Below are 18,212 nucleotides of genomic sequence, written 5' to 3'. Positions count from 1 at the left end.
TGCCGAGGGCCGGGCGCGGCGGGCCGGGGGCCGGGCGCGGCGGGCCGGGGCGGGGGCCGGCACTCCCTCTGCCGCCTTTGCTCTGCTTCAACCCACGCAACAGTTTCGGGCCGTAAGTGTTGCGTCGGTTGAAGCAGAGCAAAGGGCGCGAGCTGACTACTGGCTCCTCCGCTCGCGAGCCGACGTCGCTGGCGAGCCGCGCGAGCGGACGTCGCCGCGCCCTGCCCCGCGGAGCCAGGTGGCCCGTGGCGCCAGGCGGCCCGCGGAGCCAGGTGGCAGCGGAGCGAGCCCCTCGGCCGCGTCGCTGGCCGTCGGTGCGGTGGCCGCGTTTTTCGGTAACGACGAGTTGCGAAGCGGTTGCCACGTAACGTGAAGTGCAGCCGGTCAACGGCTGACGCCAGACGTGCGCCGGGCCGCCACCGTGGCGGAGCCGCTCGGCCAACTGCCGTGAGTCCGGCGAGATTCCCGACCCGGCGGTGAGCCGGGTATGCGCGGATTCTGCCCAGTAGGCAATGCGACGGTGCGAGGCTCCGGAGAGCTCTGCGCCGCACCCGGCCTACTCAGCCGCAGGAGGTGCGGACGATGCCCATGCTCTCGTTACTCGATCCTCGGCACACGGTCGCTCCACCGGGATACAGCCGCTGGCTCATCCCGACCGCAGCGCTGGCCGTACATGTCTGCATCGGGCAGGTCTACGCGACGAGCGTCTACAAGAACTCCCTCATCGCGCACTTCGACACCAGCCAGACGGCGATCGGGGCGATCTTCAGCATCGCCATCGTCATGCTGGGTTCGTCCGCCGCTGTGGGCGGCAGGTGGGTGGAGCGCAACGGACCGCGCCGGGCGATGTTCGTCTCCGCCTGTTTCTGGGCCGCCGGGTTCCTGGTCGGTGCGCTCGGCATCGCGACCCAGCAACTGTGGCTCCTCTACCTCGGGTACGGCGTCATCGGCGGCATCGGGCTCGGCATCGGCTACATCTCGCCGGTCTCCACGCTGATCAAGTGGTTCCCGGACCGGCCCGGCCTCGCGACCGGGCTGGCAATCATGGGTTTCGGCGGCGGCGCCCTGGTCGCCGGCCCGCTCGCGCGCCAACTGCTCTCCCTGTACGACCCCGGCTACAACCCCGCCAATCCGGCTGCGGTGGCGTCCGGGCACGCCCTGGTGGCACTCTTCGTCACGTTCGCCATCGGATACTTCGTGATCATGATGTTCGGGCCGTTCAACGTCCGCGTTCCCGCGCCGGACTGGCGGCCCGCCGGGTTCGACCCCGCGCGCGTCGCCAGCAAGCCGCTGGTGACACGGGCGAGCGTGTCCGCGTCGAACGCCGTGCGCACCCGTACATTCTGGTTGCTGTGGATCGTGCTGTTCTGCAACGTCACCGCGGGCATCGGCATCCTGGAACAGGCCAGCCCGATGATCCAGGACTTCTTCCGGGAAAACGGGGTCAGCGAAGTCTCGGTGTCAGCGGCGGCCGGCTTCGTGGGAGTGCTGTCGTTGTTCAACATGGCCGGGCGGTTCGTCTGGTCGACGACGTCCGACCTCATCGGCCGCAAGCCCATCTACATGGTCTACCTCGGCGTCGGCATGGTGCTCTACGCGCTGCTCGCCGTGGCCGGCCACGCCGCGACGGCGGTCTTCGTGCTGATCGCCGCCGCGATCATCTCGTTCTACGGCGGCGGCTTCTCCACCGCCCCCGCGTACCTGCGGGACCTGTTCGGCACCTTCCAGGTCGGCGCCATCCACGGCCGGCTTCTGACCGCCTGGTCGGCGGCGGGCATCGCCGGGCCGCTGATCGTCAACGGGATCCTCGACGCGCAGGGCAAGCCCGGCACCCTCACCGCGTCGGCGTACCGGCCCGCACTGTTCACCATGGTCGGCGTCCTCGCCATCGGTTTCATCGCCAACCTGCTGGTCCGTGCCGTGCCGAAACGGTTCCACGAGCCCGACCGGGGGCCAACCTCGCCCGTGGCGCGCGCCACCGTCACCGAGCCGGTAGCCCTCGGTCCGGAGAGCCAACCCTCGGTGCCGAAGCAGGTCGGCAACCAGACCGGTCGGCTCTGGCTGTCGTGGCTGCTCGTCACGGTGCTGCTCGGGTACGGCATCGTCCAGACCGCCATCACCGCCGCGAAGTTGTTCACCGGCTGACGTCATCCGCGCCCGGGGACAGGCTCGCGGAGCGTGCCTGTCCCCGGGCGGTCGAGCGGTGGGTGGCCTGCCGGCGCAGCGCCGACGCGCCCCGGTCTCGGTTCGGCCACCGATGCGCTCAGCGAGCGCTAATCGCTAACGGCCGGCCGTCGACCCGTCCCGGCCGAGCCGCTCGCGTTGCGGCACGACCGTGTACTTCGGATCGCGCGCGGAAACCCTGCCGGCCTCGAAGACGCCGAACCGGGTGGCGACGGAGGATGCCACGAGGGCCGCGCCGGAGACCGCTGACAGGATTTTGCTGCGCCGGCTGACCAGTGCGGCGGCGGTGCCCACGGCGAGTAGCGCGCGGCCCGCCCGGACCATTCGGCCGCTGCGTCCGTGCGCATAGGGCTCGCCGGTCAGGCCCAGCCGCTCCAACCGGCGACCGCCGACAAGTTCGATGGTCGCGGCGGCCAGGGCGAGCCGCCGCAGCGGGGCGGTCTCCGCAGCCGGCGCCGCAATCAGCCCGATCCCGGACGCGGCGGCGAGCGCGCTGCCCGCGAAGACGAACGGCAATGAGGGGTACGCGTCGTGCCAGGCCGGCACGGCGGTGTCGGCGAGCAGCACCCCGGTGTACGTGGCCAGTGCCGGCGCGGTGGCCGCGGCTGCCAGGCCGGCGACGTCGCCGATGGGGGGCGCCAACCGGCGGGCGAGGCCGAGCGCACCGTGCTGCGGGAGCAGCGGCGCCAGTTCGGCGACCGCCGCCACGCCGGCCATCGGCCCGAACGCGGCGAGGATCCAGGTGCCGACCGACATCGGCGACGTCAGCTTGGCGACCCGGAGCATGTGGTGGAACCGGTCCGGCCGCCCGAGGTCGTGAACCAGCAGGTACGTGCTGGCGGCGACGCCGCCGAGGGCGGCCCAGCGGCCCACCGTGCGCAGCCCGGGTCGCCCGGTCAGTTGGGCGCCAGCGCCGATCAGCGCACTTCCGGCGGCGAGGCCGCCGGTGAACAGGTAGCCAGCGATGTCGTGTTTCCACACCGGCGGCTTGAGGACGGGCCGGCCGTAGTAGGAGCTGAAGTCGGCCGGCGGCACGGTGAGCTGCTCGCCGCCGTGGCCCCGCCCTCGACCGGGCGGCATCGTGTCCGTCATGGCCGCCCGCCCAGGAACGCGACCGTCGCGGCGGCGGTCATGACCAGTGCGGCCAGGCCGGCGCGTTTCCACATGGCCGGCAGGTCGCGGGTCGTCACGATCGGGTCCGGCGGCAGCCCGTACACCTCCGGCTCATCCAACAACAGGAAGAACGCACCATCACCACCCACCCCGTCGTTCGGATCATGCCCATACAACCGCGCCTCCGGCACACCCTGCTCATGCAAAGTCGCCACCCGCGCCGCGGCCCGCTCCCGCAACTCCTCCAAGGCCCCGTACTGAATCGACTCCGTCGGACACGCCTGCGCACACGCCGGCGTCATCCCCGCACCAAGCCGGTCATAACACAACGTGCACTTCCACGCCCGACCATCATCCTTACGCTGATCAATCACCCCGTACGGGCAAGCGGAAATGCAGTATCCACAGCCGTTGCAGATGTCCTCCTGCACCACCACCGTGCCGAACTCCGTACGGAACAACGAACCCGTCGGACACACATCCAGACACGCCGCATGCGTGCAGTGCTTGCACACATCCGACATCATCAACCACCGAAAATCCGTCCGCTGCTCCACACCCGTGCCCCGACCCGGCGGCTGCGCACCCGGCATCCCGAGGAACTCCGGCCCGCCCGACATCCGGGCCGCCGCTGCCGGTGAGCCGGGCGGCAGACCCGGGATCGTCCCGGTGTCGGTGCTGGTACGCGCGCCGACCGCCGCCGTCATCGGGCTGATCGACGGCCCGTCCGGTTCCTGCTCGAACGCCGGGGTCGCCCGGCCGGCCGAGCGGGGCTGCTCGACGAACGCGACGTGCCGCCACGAGTTCGCGGTCAAGGCGCCCGTGTTGTCGTACGACATGCCCAGCAGGTCGAGCCCGCTCTCCGGAACGAGGTTCCATTCCTTACAGGCCACCTCGCAGGCCTTGCAGCCGATGCAGACGCTGGTGTCGGTGAAGAAGCCCATCCGCGGCGGGGCATCGACGTAGCCGGCGTCCGGCGCCGGGTCGAGCGGGCCGTACAGGCTGTTGACATGGGGCATGGTCAGACCTCCGGGTCGCGGCCGCTGTCGGGGGCGTCGGTCGTGACCTGCGGTGGATAGTGCGGGCCGAGATCCCCGGACCGCCGCCGGTAGTCGACGAGGAGGTCCAACAGGTCCTGGCCTCTCGGGCGCCGACCGGGCCGGACGTCGCAGGTGCCGACCTTGCTCTCCTGGATCAGGACGTTGGGGTCGAGGCTGATCCCGAACAGGTCGTTCGCCGAGTCGCCGGTCACCAGGCCCTCGAAGCCGAAGTGGTACGGCAGCCAGAGCTGGTGGATGATGCGGCCGTCCACCCGCAGCGGCGTGAGCCGGTCGGTTACCAGCACCTTTGCCTCGATGGCGGCGCGGGTGCTGATCAGGTGGGCCCAGCCCAGGTGGTTCAGCCCGACCTCGGCGGCCAGCTCCGGGGACACCTCGACGAACATCTCCGGTTGCAGCTCGGCCAGCGGGCGGACCATGCGGCTCATCGCACCCGCGGTGTGGTGTTCGGTGAGTCGGCTGGCCGTGAACACGTACGGGAAGACCTGGCTGTGTGGCTCCGGCGGGCTCGGGTTGAGCGTGTTGATCGGGTGTGTGTAGACCTTGCGGGTCGGGTTGGCCTGCTGCCGGTAGAGCGGATTGCGCACCGGCGACTCGACCGGCTCGTAGTGCGTGGGCAACGGCCCGTCGAGTACGCCGGTGGGCGCGTACAGCCAGCCCTTGCCGTCGCTCTGGAGGACGAACGGGTCGTCGCCGGCGAGCCCCGCCACGCCCGAGGAGCCCGGGGGCGGCCGATAGGAAGGTGGTTTGGTCTTCTCGAAGTCCGGCACGTCGTAGCCGGTCCACTGGGCCTTCTCCGGGTCCCACCAGACGTACTTCTTGCGCTCGCTCCACGGCCTGCCGTCCGGGTCGGCGGACGCCCGGTTGTAGAGGATGCGCCGGTTCGCCGGCCAGGCCCAGCCCCACTCCGCGGCCACCCAGTCCTGCTCGTGGCGGGACTTGCGCCGGGCCGCCTGGTTCACCCCGTCCGCGTACACGCCCGTGTAGATCCAGCACCCACCGGCGGTGGAGCCATCGTCCTTCATCTCGGTGAACGTCGACAGCGGTCGTCCGCTGGCCACCTCGTAACCGTTGATCTCGTACAGCACCGCCTCGGCGCTCGGCTCGGCCGTCGGCCCGTGCGTGGGGTAGCGCCAGTTCAGGTCGAGCAGCGCCCGGTCGCGGGGTCGGGTCGACTTGGCCAACCGTTCCCGGATGATGCGGCCGAGGTGGTAGAAGAACCACAGCTCGGAACGGGCGTCGCCTGGCGGTTCGACGGCCTTCTCCCGCCACTGCAGCAACCGCTGCGTCTGGGTGAAGGTCCCCTCCTTCTCCACATGGGAGGCCGCGGGCAGGAAGAACACTTCGGTGCGGCACTCCTCTGGCACGATCTCGCCGGTCTCGATCTCCGGGGCGTGCTGCCAGAACGTGGCGCTCTCGATCATGAACAGATCCCGGACCACCAGCCAGTCCAGGTTCGCCATACCGAGGCGCTGCGCCCGCCCGTGCGCCGAACCGACCGCCGGGTTCTGCCCCAGCAGGAAGTACCCCTTGACCTTCCCGTCGATCATGTCCAGGACCTGCTGGTACGTGCCGTGATCGCCGGTCATCCGCGGCAGGTAGCCGTAGCAGTAGTCGTTCTCGGCGGTGGCCGCGTCCCCCCAGTACGCCTTGAGGAGGTTCACCCCGTAGGTGCGCGCGTTGCCCCAGAAGCCCTTCTGACCCGGGTGGCGGATGCTTTCCACCCACTCGTCCAGCGTCGGGTGGTCGGCGTGGTGCGGCATCGGCAGGTAACCCGGCAGCAGGTTGAACAGCGTCGGGATGTCCGTCGAGCCCTGGATGCTGGCATGCCCCCGCAGCGCCATCACCCCGCCGCCCGGGCGACCCATGTTGCCCAGGAGCAACTGAATGATCGCGCCCGTGCGGATGTACTGCACGCCCACGCTGTGCTGCGTCCAGCCCACCGAGTACACGAGCATGCCGGTGCGTTCCCGGCCCGAGTTCCGCGTCCAGGCCTGGGCCAGCTCGAGGAACTTCTCCTGGGAGATGCCGCAGACCTGCTCGACCATCTCCGGCGTGTAGCGGGCATAGTGCCGCTTGAGGATCTGGTAGACGCAGCGCGGGTGCTGCAACGTCTCGTCCCGCTCGGTCTGCCCATTCACCGGCGCGCCGTGCGACTCGTGCTCCAGCCCGGCAGCGGTTTCCCGCTGTGTCTCGGTGTCCCGTGTCGCGGCGTTCTGCCCGTACCCCTCGTACCGCCAGCTCTTCTGGTCGTAGCTGGCGTTCTCCTCCTTGAAGCCGGAGAAGAGGCCGTGCAGATCCTCGGTGTCGAGGTACTCCTCGGTCACGATGGTGGCGGCGTTGGTGTAGGAGACGACGTACTCGCGGAAGTCGAGTTCGTTCTCCAGGATGTAGCGCACCACCCCGCCCAGCAGGGCGATGTCGGTGCCCGCCCGGATCGGCAGGTACGAGTCAGCCAGCGCGCTGGTCCGGGTGAACCGGGGATCGACGTGGAAGACCTTCGCACCCCGGCGCTTGGCCTCCATCACCCACTGGAAGCCCACCGGGTGCGCCTCGGCCATGTTCGAACCCTGAATGATGATCACGTCGGAGTTGGCCAGGTCCTGCTGGAACTGGGTGGCGCCGCCACGACCGAAGCTGGTCCCCAGACCGGGGACGGTGGCGGAGTGTCAAATACGGGCCTGGTTCTCGATCTGGAGCGCCCCCATCGCGGTGAACAACTTCTTGATGAGGTAGTTCTCCTCGTTGTCCAGCGTCGCCCCACCCAGACTGGAGATCCCCAGCGTCCGGTTGAGCGGCCGGCCCTCGCCGTCGACGTCCTCCCACGTCTCGTCCCGGGCGGCCAGCACCCGATCAGCGATCATGTTCATCGCCGTGTCGAGGTCGAGATCCTCCCACTCGGTGCCGTACGGCCGGCGGTAGCGGATCGTCGTCTGGCGCAACGGGCTGGTCACCAGGCTCTTGCTGGCTGAACCCTTCGGACAGAGCCGACCCTGGGAGATCGGGCTGTCCGGGTCGCCTTCGATCTGGGTGACCTGCCCGTCCTTGACGTACACCCGCTGCGCGCAGCCGACGGCGCAGTAGGGACAGACGGACTTGGCCACCGAGTCGGCGGTGTCGGTGCGGGCGGTGAGCGACAGGGAGCGGGCGGACTTGGCCGCGGCGCCCCGGCCCAGCGGGTCGGTGCCGGTGAGCTGACGGTAGAGCGGCCAGCTTTCGACCCAGCGGCGCACTCCCATCACTGCACCTTTCCGACGAAAGCGATAAAAAGTGAACAGACTGACAATAGATGAGCGGCCGACCGGCGCGCAGGGGATCCCGCAGCTGGGTCAGGGGCGGTGGATCGGGGTCTCAAGGTCGGTGAGCGGGCGACCCGAGCCACCCCAGGCCTGAGCGATGATCTCGGCGGCGATCGCCACGGCCGTCTCCTCCGGCGTGCGCGCGCCGAGGTCCAGCCCGATCGGCGAGGAGAGCCGGGCCAGGGCGGCGTCGCTCACGCCCGCCTCGCGCAGCCGTCGCAGCCGGTCCGAGTGCGTACGGCGGCTGCCCATCGCACCGATGTAGCGGGCTGGGGTGTGCAGGGCGACCTCGAGCAGCGGCACGTCGAACTTCGGGTCGTGGGTCAGGACGCAGAGCACCGTGCGGTCGTCGACCGTCGTCGACTCCAGGTACTTGTGCGGCCACTGGACGACGAGGTCGTCGACGTCCGGGAAGCGTGTGCGAGTGGCGAACACCGGGCGGGCGTCGCAGACCGTGACGTGGTAGCCGAGGAACCCGCCGATCCGGGCCATCGCGGCGGCGAAGTCGATCGCGCCGAAAATGATCATCCGGGGTGGGGGCACGTACGACTGGACGAACACGGACACGTCGTCGAGCCGCTCCTCCCCCCGCCGGCCCAGGTGGACCATGCCCGTTGCGCCCAGGGCAAGCATGCCGGCGGCGTGGCGGGCCGCCGCGTCGTCCAGCTCGGACGCGCCGAGGCTGCCCGCGACCCGGTCGGGCCAGACCACCAGCTGCGCGTTCTCGACCGATGCCGTGGCGACCGGCCGGCCGTCCCGGACCGCCGCGAACACCTCGTCGGGCTCGGTCATCGCGACATCCGGCTGGACCAGGATCTCGATCGTGCCGCCGCAGGTCAGGCCGACGTCGAACGCGTCGTCGTCGCTGACGCCATAGGTCTGGGTGCGGGCCTTGCCGGTCTCGACCGCAGCCCGGCAGAGCTCGTAGACGGCGCCCTCGACACACCCGCCCGAGATGCTGCCCAGGACCTCGCCGCCGGCGGAGACGGCCATGGCCGCGCCGGGCTGCCGGGGCGCCGACTGCCAGGTTCGGACGACGGTCGCGACGGCGAACGGAACACCAGCGGCGCGCCAGCCGGTCATTCCGTCGACGATGTCCCTCATGGCCGCACGATCCGCGAGCGTCGGCGGCACCGTCAACGGCGACCTAAGCAACTGCTTAGGTCGCCGTTGACTTCGGCCGGCGCCGGGATGAGATTCTCCGCAACCACGGAGGTGCGACATGCAGGTGCCGGCACCGTTCGAGTACGAGCGAGCCACCAGTGTGGACCATGCCATCGGCCTGCTGGAGCGGCTGGGCAGCACCGCACGGCTGATCGCCGGAGGGCACAGCCTGCTGCCGATGATGAAGCTCCGGCTGGCCAACTTCGACTATCTCATCGACATCAACGACCTGCACCCCGAGCTCGGCTACATCGAAACGGGCCCGAACGAGGTACGGATCGGCGCGCTCACCCGACATCGGGAGCTGCTCGAGTCCGCCCAACTGGCCGCGGCGTTCCCCATCTTCGCCGACGCCGAACGGGTGATCGCGGACCCGGTGGTGCGCAACCGGGGCACGCTGGGCGGCTCGCTCTGCCAGGCCGACCCGTCCGAGGACCTCTCGGCGGTCTGCACGACCCTGGACGCGCGGTGCGTGATCCGCGGCCCGGGTGGCGCAGAACGGGTCGTGTCCATGGAGGAGTTCCACGTCGGGCCGTACGAGACAGCAGTCGGGGACGACGAGATGCTGGTCGAGGTGCGGCTGCCGGTGCGGCCCGGATGCGGCAGCGCGTACCAGAAGGTTGAGCGCCGGGCCGGCGACTGGGCTGTCGTGTCGGCCGGCGCGGCGGTGTGGCTCGACGGCGGCGCGATCGTGGACGCCCGGGTCGGGCTCGCGGCGGTCGGCCCGAACACGACGGGCATCCCGGAGATCTCGGCGGCGCTGCGTGGGCGGGAGCCCTCCGAGAGCCTGTACGAGCAGGCCGGAGCGATCGCCGCGGCCAGCTGCGAGCCGGCGACCGACCAGCGCGGCAGCGCCGACTACAAGCGGCATCTGGCCGCCGAGCTGACCAGACGGACCCTGCGCCGGGCCGTCGAACGGGCGAGGAGTTGAGCATGCAGGTCACGATGACCGTCAACGACGTCGAGGTCACCCGGGAGATCGAGGCCCGGCTGCTGCTGGTGCACTTCCTGCGGGACGTGCTGGGCCTGACCGGCACGCACTGGGGCTGCGACACCAGCAACTGCGGCACCTGCGTGGTCTGGTTGGACGGCGAGCCGGTGAAGTCGTGCACGGTGCTCGCCGCGATGGCCGGCGGCCACCAGGTGCGTACCGTCGAGGGCCTCGCCAAGGGCGCCCAGCTCGACCCGGTCCAAGAGGGTTTCATGCAGTGCCACGGCCTGCAGTGCGGCTTCTGCACGCCGGGGATGATGATGACCGCCCGAGCGCTGCTCGACCGCAACCCCGACCCGAGCGAGTCGGAGATCCGGGAGGCGATCTCGGGTCAGATCTGCCGGTGCACGGGTTACGCGACCATCGTCCGCTCGGTCCGCTGGGCCGCCGTGGCCGAGGCGCAGGCCGCCGCCCAGGTCGCCGAGACCACCGAATCGAGTGCGGCCGGCGAGATCGCCGACGCCGGCCAGACCGCGGAGGCCGCCGCATGACCACCGTGCACGAGCGCGTGGACACGTTCCACGACAACGACCAGAAACCCGTCGGGTACGGCCGGATGCTGCGCAAGGAGGACCCCCGGTTCCTCCGCGGTCGCGGCCGGTACGTCGACGACGTCCAACTGCCCGGCATGCTGCACCTGGCCATCCTCCGGTCGCCGGTGGCGCACGCCCGGATCGTCAGCATCGACACGAGCGCCGCCGAGGCGTCGCCCGGGGTGAAGGCGGTGGTGACCGGGGCGATGCTGGCGCAGCAGGGCCTGGCCTGGATGCCGACCCTCTCCAACGACGTGCAGGCCGTGCTCGCCACCGACAAGGTGCGCTTCCAGGGCCAGGAGGTCGCGTTCGTCGTCGCCGAGGACCGCTACGCGGCGCGCGACGCTCTGGAGTTGATCGACGTCGAGTACGACGTCCTCGACCCGGTGATCGACGCCCGCCGGGCGTTGGAGCCGGACGCCCCGCTGATCCGCGACGACCTGGAAGGCAAGACGAACAACCACTGCTTCGACTGGGAGACCGGCGACGCGGCGGCCACCGAGGCGGTGTTCGCACGCGCGGACGTCGTGGTCAGCCAGGATCTCGTCTACCCCCGGGTGCACCCGGCGCCGATGGAGACGTGTGGGGCGGTCGCCGACTTCGACGCCGTCGAGGGCAAGCTGCGGCTCTGGTCCACCACCCAGGCGCCGCACGCGCACCGCACCCTCTACGCCATCGTCGCGGGCCTGCCCGAACACAAGATCCAGGTGATCGCGCCGGACATCGGCGGCGGATTCGGCAACAAGGTGCCCATCTACCCCGGGTACGTCTGCGCGATCGTCGCCTCGATCGTCACGGGCAAACCGGTGAAGTGGATGGAGGACCGGTCGGAGAACCTGATCAGCACCGGCTTCGCCCGCGACTACATCATGCGCGGTGAGATCGCGGCGACCAGGGACGGCCGGATCCTCGGCATCCGCACCAACGTGCTGGCCGACCACGGCGCGTTCAACGGCACCGCCGCGCCGGTGAAATACCCGGCCGGCTTCTTCGGGGTCTTCACCGGCAGCTACGACATCGAGGCCGCCTACTGCAGCATGACGGCGGTCTACACCAACAAGGCGCCCGGCGGTGTCGCGTACGCCTGCTCGTTCCGGATCACCGAGGCGGTCTACCTGGTCGAGCGGATCGTCGACTGTCTCGCCGACGAACTGGGCATGGACCCGGCCGAGCTGCGGCTGAAGAACTTCATCCGGCCGGAGCAGTTCCCGTACACGACGAAGACCGGCTGGGTGTACGACTCCGGCAACTACGAGCCGACCATGCGGCTCGCGATGGACATGGCCGGCTACGCCGAGCTGCGCCGTGAGCAGGAGGAGAAGCGGGCCCGGGGCGAGCTGATGGGCATCGGCATCGCGTTCTTCACCGAGGCGGTCGGCGCCGGCCCCCGCAAGAACATGGACATTCTCGGGCTGGGCATGGCCGACGGCTGCGAGCTGCGCGTCCACCCGACCGGCAAGGCCGTGGTGCGCCTGAGCGTGCAGTCCCAGGGCCAGGGGCACGAGACCACGTTCGCGCAGATCGTCGCCGAGGAGATCGGGATCCCGCCTGCCGACATCGAGGTGCTGCATGGCGACACCGACAACACGCCGTTCGGCCTCGGCACGTACGGCTCCCGTTCGACGCCCGTGTCCGGCGCGGCGGCCGCCCTGGTGGCGCGCAAGGTCCGCGACAAGGCCCGGATCATCGCCTCGGGCATGCTCGAGGTCTCGGTGGCGGACCTGGAGTGGGAGAAGGGCGCGTTCCACGTCAAGGGTGACCCGGGCACATCCGTCACGATTCAGGACATCGCCATGCGCGCGCACGGCGCGGGTGACCTGCCCGAGGGCATCGAGGGCGGGCTGGAGGCGCAGATCTGCTACAACCCGTCGAACCTGACGTACCCGCACGGCGCGTACATCTGCGTGGTGGACATCGATCCCGGCACTGCGCAGGTAAAGGTGCGGCGGTTCATCGCGGTGGACGACTGTGGCACCCGGATCAACCCGATGATCATCGAGGGGCAGGTGCACGGCGGGCTGACCGACGGGGTCGGCATGGCGCTGATGGAGATGATCGCGTTCGACGAGGACGGCAACTGCCTCGGCGCGTCGCTGATGGACTACCTGATCCCGACGTCACTGGAGGTGCCCGACTGGGAGACCGGCTTCACCGTCACCCCGTCGCCGCACCACCCGATCGGCGCGAAGGGCGTCGGCGAGTCGGCGACGGTCGGTTCTCCCCCGGCGATCGTCAACGCGGTCGTGGACGCCCTCAAGCCCTTCGGCGTACGGCACGCCGACATGCCGCTGACGCCGTCTCGGGTCTGGGACGCGATGCGCGGCCAGGCCCGGCCGCCGGTCTGAGGGGCTGGGATGACCACGATCGCGGACCGCGCCCGGGAGCTGACCACCTCCCGCGAGCCGTTCGTGCACGCCACCGTGGTCCGCGCGCAGGAGCCGACGTCGGCCCGGCCGGGAGACGCCGCGGTGATCCGGGCGGACGGCTCGATCGAGGGCTTCGTGGGCGGGGTGTGCGCCGAGAGTTCGGTGCGGGCCGCCGCGCTCGACGCCCTGCGCGACGGCGACGCCCTGCTGCTGCGGGTGCTGCCGGACGGCGCGGCCCCGTTCCCCGAGGCGCCGGGAGCGCGGGTGGTGGTAAACCCGTGCCACTCCGGTGGCGCCGTCGAGATCTTCCTTCGGCCGATGCTGCCGGCCCCAACGCTGCGGGTGGTCGGTGACACGCCGATCGCCGCCGCGGTGGCGACGTTGGCGGCGTTCCTGGACTTCGACGTCGTCACGTCCGACGACCACGCCGGCTGCACCGCCGTCGTGGTTGCCGGGCTGGGCAGGGGCGAGCAGGACGCGATCCGGGCCGCGCTGGACGCCGGCGTGGGGTTCGTCGCGCTGGTCGCCAGCCACACACGCGGCGAGGTCGTGCTCGACGAGCTGGGGTTGACCGACGCCGAGCGGGCCCGCGTCCACTCGCCGGCCGGGCTGGACATCGGCGCGCGTACGCCGCCGGAGATCGCGCTGGCCATCATGTCCGAGGTGGTCCGGGCGATCCGGGTGCAGGGGCTGAGCCCGTCCTCCGGTACGCCGACGGCGAGGCCACAGCAGGCCGTCGACCCGGTGTGCGGGATGACCGTGCTGGTCGGGCCGGAAACGCCGTACGCGCGGGTCGACGGGCAGGACGTCTGGTTCTGCTGCCCCGGCTGCCTCGCGCGTTACACGGCGGCGTAGCCCGTGTTCACGACCGGCCTGGTGCTCGCCGCCGGGGCGTCGGTCCGCCTGGGCGAGGCGAAGCAACTGCTCCCGTACCGGGGGCGGACGCTGCTCGACGCGACCCTTGACCTGGCCCGCTCGTGCGGCTTCGACCAACTGCTCGTGACCCTCGGCGGCGCGGCGAGCGGGATCCGCGACCGGGTGGACCTCACCGGGTGCCAGGTCGTCGAGAACCCGGCGTTCGGCAGCGGCTGCGGGTCGTCGGTCAGCACGGCCGCCCGCGCGGTGGACCCGCGCGCCGACGCGCTCGTGCTGCTCCTCGGCGACCAGCCCGGGGTACGCGCCGCCGACGTCCGTCGGGTCGCCGCGGCGGCCACCCCGCTGGCCGTGTGCCGGTACGCCGACGGGCTGGGCCATCCGTTCCGCTTCGGCCGCGAGGTCCTTCCCGAGCTGTACGACCTGCACGGCGACCGGGCCGTGTGGAAACTGCTGCACTCCGGTCGCCACCCGGTGACCGAGGTGCCCGTCGACGGGCCGGTGCCGATCGACGTGGACACCCGCGCGGACTACGAGCGGCTGCTGGCGGGAGAGCCGTGAAGGACGCGCTGACCGTCCGGCACCGCCTCGACGCCGTCGACTACCTGGTCGACGACGGCATGGCGATGGCCCTGTTCCTGGCGTTGCGGCTCGGCCGGCCGCTGCTGCTGGAGGGCGAACCCGGTGTCGGCAAGACCGCCGCCGCGAAGGCGCTGGCCCGGGCGCTGGAGACACCACTGATCCGGCTGCAGTGCTACGAGGGGCTGACCGCCGGCGAGGCGCTCTACGAGTGGAACTACCAGCGGCAACTGCTGGCGATCCGGCTCGCCGAGGCGCAGCACGCCCGGCTCACCGACGCGGACCTGTTCAGCGCCGAGTTCCTCCAGGAACGGCCGATCCTGCGGGCCGTACGCCATCAGGGACCGGTCCCGCCGGTCCTGCTGATCGACGAGATCGATCGCGCCGACGACGAGTTCGAGGCGCTGCTGTTCGAGTTCCTCGGCGAGGCCGGGGTGACGATCCCCGAACTCGGCACGTTCACCGCTCGCACGCCGCCCGTCGTGGTGCTCACCTCCAACCGCAGCCGGGAACTGCACGACGCGCTGCGTCGCCGCTGCCTGTACCACTGGATCGACTTCCCCGAACCGGACCGGGCCGTGGAGATCGTCCGCCGGGCCGTGCCGGGCGCGACCGAACCGCTGATCCGTACGGCGGTGCAGTTCATCGGCGACGTGCGGGGCCTGGGGTTGGAGAAGGCGCCGGGGATGGCGGAGACCATCGACTGGGTGTCCGCGCTGTCCGTGCTGGGCGCCGCCGACCTGGCCACCGCCGAGGTTTCCCGGACCATCGGCGCCGTCGCCAAGACCGCTGACGACCGTGCCGTCGTCGCCGCCGCGCTCGGCACCCACCAGGAGAGTCAGGTATGAAGATCACCAATGAGTTCGCGGTCGCCGTTCCAATCGAGCGGGCCTGGGCCGTGCTCACCGACCTCGAAGGGATCGCGCCGTGCCTGCCGGGCGCCCAACTGACCGGCGTCGACGGTGACGTCTACCGCGGCAGGGTGAAGGTCAAGGTCGGGCCGGTCGTCTCGGAGTTCGCGGGCACCGCGCGGTTCGTCGAGAAGGACGAGGCGGCGTACCGCGGGGTGATCGACGCGAAGGGCCGCGACGCCCGGTCGACGGGGAACGCCTCCGCTCTGGTCACCGCCCACCTCCGGCCGGAGGGCGACCGGACGCTGGTCAGCGTGGACACCGACCTGAAGATCTCGGGGAAGCTGGCCCAGTTCGGCAGCGGCATGATCAAGGAGGTGTCCGGCAAGCTACTGGCCCAGTTCGTCAGCAACCTGGAAGCCAAGCTGGCGGCCCAGGAGACGCCGTCGGCCGCCGACGGCGCAGCGACCGTGCCGGCACCCCGACCCGAGTCCGAGCCCGCCACGTCGACCGCGCAGCCCGAACCCGGCCCCCTCCCGGCCGCGTCCGCCGCAGCGGTCGCGGCCACACCCGTCACCGCCGCCGTCGCGCCCTCGCCGGTCGAGCCATCGCCGGTCGAGCCGCCACCGCTGGAGCCGTCGGCTGCCGAGCCTTCGACCCGCACCCTGCGCGCCACGCCGGCCGCCGAGCCGGAAGCGCTCGACCTGCTCAGCATCGCTGGCGGTTCGATCACCAAGCGGCTCGTACCGGTGCTCGTCGGTCTCGTCGCGGTCGGCGCGGTGATCGCCTGGCTGGTCGCGCGCCGGTGAGTCCGGCCCTGCTGCGCGGGATCGACCGGGCCGCGTTCGCGGTGGCGTTCGCCGGCCGGCTGCGGCACGCCGGCGTCCCCGCCGGGCTCACCGACATCGACGACTTCGTCCGGGCGCTCGACGCCAGCCCACCCGACTCGATGTCCACGCTCTACTGGACCGCCCGAATCAGCCTGGTCCGGCGGCACGCCGACCTCAGCGCGTTCGACAGCGTCTTCGCAGCCGTCTTCGCGGACTCGCCACCGCTGCCACCACCGAACCGATCCGCCACGCCGGCGGGCGACCGCGACGACGTACACGTGCCGGTGCCCACCGGCACTGCCGACGATGGTCCGGGCGGCGGACTGCCCTGGGCGACGTTGCCGCCGGCCGTCGCCCAGGCGCCGGAGTCCGACACCGCGCTGCGGCTGCCCGAGCGACGCCCCAGCGCCCTCGCCGGGCTCGCCGACCGGCCGTTCGACGAACTCGACGCCGCACAGGTCACGCAGCTCGGCGACGCCCTCCGCGCGGCCGTCGACGGCTGGCCGACCCGCCGCGCCCGGCGGCACGCCGTCAGCCCGACCGGACGGCGGATCGCGCTGCGGCCCACGATCACCCGGGCCCGCCGCACCGGGTGGGAACCCGTCGAGGTCGTCCGCGAGCGGCCGGTACGGCGACCACGCCGGATCGTGCTGCTCTGCGACGTCAGCGAGTCGATGCGGGCGCAGGCGACCGCGTACCTGCACCTGATGCGGGCGTTCGCGGTCGTCGCCGAGGCGGAGACGTTCGCGTTCGCGACGACGCTGACCCGGCTCACGGTGGTGCTGCGACACACCTCGGCCGCCGAGGCGGTCGCGCGAGCCAGCGCGGCCGTGACCGACCGGTACGGCGGCACCCGGATCGCCACGAACCTGCGCGCCCTGCTCAGCTCCCGGCACGCGGACGCCGTCCGCGGGGCCGTGCTGGTGATCGGCTCGGATGGCTGGGACAGCGACCCGCCCGACGAGCTCGCCGCCGTGATGGCCCGACTGCGCCGCCGCGCGTACCGGATCGTCTGGTTGAATCCCCGCGCCGGCGCCCCCGGCTTCGCTCCCCGGGCCGGCGGCATGGCCGCCGCGCTCCCCTACTGCGACCGGCTGCTGCCGGCCGGCACGTTCGGGGACCTGCTGCTCGCCGCCCGTCAGCTCCAGAGCGTCACGTGCACCGACGGCTTGAAGTGACCGATGCTGACGCCCGCGCCGCGCATCATCGCCTGAATCGCCCGAGGAGTCGACGAGAACCGCGACAGCTCGGCGGCCGCCGACAGGGGGCCCGGACTGGCGAGCACCTGCGAATGCCACACCGCCTCGACGGTCGCGTGCGGCCCCACCACCTGCTGGAGCTGGCCCTCGCGCACGTCCGGCGCGACGGTGAACGAGAGCGCCGGCGAGACGCCCCTGCCCCGCTTGGCCTCCCCCAGTGCCGCCGCGTGGCTCTGGAAGATCTGCTGCCGGTCGTCGGGCACGGCCAGCCGGCGCAGCATCATGGGGACCGCGCCCAGGTTGGCCGCCGCCGACGGGCCGAGCAGCCAGGTCTGCTCCCGCAACTGCCCCGGGGACGCCGGCACACCGGCCAGCGGATGATCCGGGCCGACCACGAGCACGAGCCGGTAGTTCATCATCGGCCGGCAGACGATCGCCCCGTCAACGACCGGCGGCTGCGGCCCGACCGCGATGTCCGCGGCCCGGGTCAGCAACAGCGACTCGAACGAGCCCGGGTTGCGCACGCTCAGCTCCACATCGAGGTCGGCGGCCCGCTTCGCGAACAGCTCGATCAGCCCCGGCGCGGCGAACTCGGCGAACAGGCTGGACGCGGCCACCCGCAGCAACCGTCGACCGCGTTTCGCGGCGCTCACCTCAAGCATCGTCCGATCCTGCAGACCCAACAGCTCCGCCGCCCGACTGGCCAGCCGGAGCCCACCCGGGGTGAACGCGAGCCCCGCCGCCGTCTTGCTGAACAGCTTGTCCCCGAACTCCCTGCGCAACTGTGCGACGTGGAGCGACACGGCCGACTCGGACACCTCAAGCTCGGCGGCGGCCTGCTTGACGGACCCCAACCGGACCACGGCGACGTACGCGCGCAGCTGCGTCGGGGTCATCGGCGCCCCACCTCCCCGCCCGATCGCGTGGTTCGGCTCTCCGTCGAGACGAACCACGATCATCCCCCGCCGATGCACCTCGCCACCAGCTCCAGTTCACTTGGCCGCAGCCACGCCCGTGCCGGAGATGCATCAAACGAGACGCTGGATGCGCACCTTCGGCCGCTCGTTTCTCCGGTGGGCGTGCTTGTGCTGGCGGACCTGCTCGTTCCAGACCTCCTGGTCGTAGTCCGGGTCGGGCGGGATCCACTTGTGCGACCCGTCGCTCTAGTGGAA

The 18,212-nt window shown here is 71.4% G+C and carries 14 protein-coding genes; 9 read left to right on the top strand and 5 right to left on the bottom strand.

Going from position 1 to position 18,212, the window contains the following annotated elements; genetic code table 11:
* Nucleotides 1-588 precede the first annotated feature (588 nt).
* Nucleotides 589-2,145, top strand: a complete 1,557-nt coding sequence (locus tag ACWD5O_RS29510) for an OFA family MFS transporter (protein ID WP_354962594.1) — start codon at nt 589-591, stop codon at nt 2,143-2,145.
* 135 nt (nt 2,146-2,280) lie between these two features.
* Here the strand turns inward: ACWD5O_RS29510 and nrfD are convergent, their stop codons facing one another.
* From nrfD to ACWD5O_RS29490, 4 genes are all read right to left on the bottom strand, one after another.
* Nucleotides 2,281-3,276: an NrfD/PsrC family molybdoenzyme membrane anchor subunit gene (gene nrfD / locus ACWD5O_RS29505; RefSeq protein WP_450087299.1), complete on the bottom strand. Its 996-nt coding sequence runs from the start codon at nt 3,274-3,276 to the stop codon at nt 2,281-2,283.
* Nucleotides 3,273-4,316 (bottom strand): 4Fe-4S dicluster domain-containing protein, encoded by a 1,044-nt coding sequence (locus ACWD5O_RS29500; protein WP_450087298.1) that lies wholly within the window; start codon nt 4,314-4,316, stop codon nt 3,273-3,275. Before ACWD5O_RS29500 ends, nrfD begins: the two co-directional genes overlap by 4 nt.
* A gap of 2 nt (nt 4,317-4,318) precedes the next feature.
* Nucleotides 4,319-7,594, bottom strand: a complete 3,276-nt coding sequence (fdh, locus tag ACWD5O_RS29495) for a formate dehydrogenase (protein ID WP_450087297.1) — start codon at nt 7,592-7,594, stop codon at nt 4,319-4,321.
* Nucleotides 7,595-7,684: 90 nt separating this feature from the next.
* Entirely contained in the window at nt 7,685-8,758 is a 1,074-nt protein-coding gene (locus ACWD5O_RS29490) for an XdhC family protein (protein ID WP_450087296.1), read from the bottom strand.
* Between the two features lie 118 nt (nt 8,759-8,876).
* On the opposite strand from ACWD5O_RS29490, the gene ACWD5O_RS29485 reads away from it, so the two are divergent.
* From ACWD5O_RS29485 to ACWD5O_RS29450, 8 genes are read left to right on the top strand one after another with little or no spacing between them, the layout of a single operon-like run.
* On the top strand, nt 8,877-9,749 hold the full coding sequence (locus ACWD5O_RS29485) for an FAD binding domain-containing protein (protein ID WP_354962528.1): 873 nt from the start codon (nt 8,877-8,879) through the stop codon (nt 9,747-9,749).
* A gap of 2 nt (nt 9,750-9,751) precedes the next feature.
* Nucleotides 9,752-10,300, top strand: a complete 549-nt coding sequence (locus ACWD5O_RS29480) for a (2Fe-2S)-binding protein (protein WP_450087295.1) — start codon at nt 9,752-9,754, stop codon at nt 10,298-10,300.
* A complete protein-coding gene (locus ACWD5O_RS29475) occupies nt 10,297-12,687 on the top strand; it encodes an aerobic carbon-monoxide dehydrogenase large subunit (RefSeq protein ID WP_450087294.1) in 2,391 nt (796 codons plus the stop codon). Before ACWD5O_RS29480 ends, ACWD5O_RS29475 begins: the two co-directional genes overlap by 4 nt.
* Before the next feature lie 9 nt (nt 12,688-12,696).
* A complete protein-coding gene (locus ACWD5O_RS29470) occupies nt 12,697-13,563 on the top strand; it encodes an XdhC family protein (protein WP_450087293.1) in 867 nt (288 codons plus the stop codon).
* A gap of 3 nt (nt 13,564-13,566) precedes the next feature.
* On the top strand, nt 13,567-14,142 hold the full coding sequence (locus tag ACWD5O_RS29465) for a nucleotidyltransferase family protein (protein ID WP_450087292.1): 576 nt from the start codon (nt 13,567-13,569) through the stop codon (nt 14,140-14,142).
* Complete coding sequence (locus ACWD5O_RS29460; RefSeq protein ID WP_450087291.1) at nt 14,139-15,008, top strand: AAA family ATPase; 870 nt, start codon at nt 14,139-14,141, stop codon at nt 15,006-15,008. The genes ACWD5O_RS29465 and ACWD5O_RS29460 overlap by 4 nt, the downstream gene beginning before the upstream one ends.
* Nucleotides 15,005-15,820: an SRPBCC family protein gene (locus ACWD5O_RS29455; protein ID WP_450087290.1), complete on the top strand. Its 816-nt coding sequence runs from the start codon at nt 15,005-15,007 to the stop codon at nt 15,818-15,820. The genes ACWD5O_RS29460 and ACWD5O_RS29455 overlap by 4 nt, the downstream gene beginning before the upstream one ends.
* Complete coding sequence (locus tag ACWD5O_RS29450; RefSeq protein WP_450087289.1) at nt 15,817-17,019, top strand: vWA domain-containing protein; 1,203 nt, start codon at nt 15,817-15,819, stop codon at nt 17,017-17,019. Before ACWD5O_RS29455 ends, ACWD5O_RS29450 begins: the two co-directional genes overlap by 4 nt.
* Here the strand turns inward: ACWD5O_RS29450 and ACWD5O_RS29445 are convergent.
* A complete protein-coding gene (locus ACWD5O_RS29445; RefSeq protein ID WP_450087288.1) occupies nt 16,980-17,936 on the bottom strand; it encodes a LysR family transcriptional regulator in 957 nt (318 codons plus the stop codon). The two genes, ACWD5O_RS29450 and ACWD5O_RS29445, sit on opposite strands and share 40 nt — an antisense overlap.
* Nucleotides 17,937-18,212: the final 276 nt, after the last annotated feature.

The organism is Micromonospora sp. NPDC005161 (genome assembly GCF_053599855.1).
This window is presented reverse-complemented; position numbering and strand designations above follow the sequence as displayed.

What these genes read in the sequence shown, in the direction of transcription:
- ACWD5O_RS29510 (WP_354962594.1), top strand. Translation starts at nt 589, where the DNA reads ATGCTCTCGTTACTCGATCCTCGGCACACGGTCGCTCCACCGGGATAC.
- nrfD (WP_450087299.1), bottom strand. Translation starts at nt 3,276, where the DNA reads ATGACGGACACGATGCCGCCCGGTCGAGGGCGGGGCCACGGCGGCGAG.
- ACWD5O_RS29500 (WP_450087298.1), bottom strand. Translation starts at nt 4,316, where the DNA reads ATGCCCCATGTCAACAGCCTGTACGGCCCGCTCGACCCGGCGCCGGAC.
- ACWD5O_RS29490 (WP_450087296.1), bottom strand. Translation starts at nt 8,758, where the DNA reads ATGAGGGACATCGTCGACGGAATGACCGGCTGGCGCGCCGCTGGTGTT.
- ACWD5O_RS29485 (WP_354962528.1), top strand. Translation starts at nt 8,877, where the DNA reads ATGCAGGTGCCGGCACCGTTCGAGTACGAGCGAGCCACCAGTGTGGAC.
- ACWD5O_RS29480 (WP_450087295.1), top strand. Translation starts at nt 9,752, where the DNA reads ATGCAGGTCACGATGACCGTCAACGACGTCGAGGTCACCCGGGAGATC.
- ACWD5O_RS29475 (WP_450087294.1), top strand. Translation starts at nt 10,297, where the DNA reads ATGACCACCGTGCACGAGCGCGTGGACACGTTCCACGACAACGACCAG.
- ACWD5O_RS29470 (WP_450087293.1), top strand. Translation starts at nt 12,697, where the DNA reads ATGACCACGATCGCGGACCGCGCCCGGGAGCTGACCACCTCCCGCGAG.
- ACWD5O_RS29455 (WP_450087290.1), top strand. Translation starts at nt 15,005, where the DNA reads ATGAAGATCACCAATGAGTTCGCGGTCGCCGTTCCAATCGAGCGGGCC.
- ACWD5O_RS29445 (WP_450087288.1), bottom strand. Translation starts at nt 17,936, where the DNA reads ATGACCCCGACGCAGCTGCGCGCGTACGTCGCCGTGGTCCGGTTGGGG.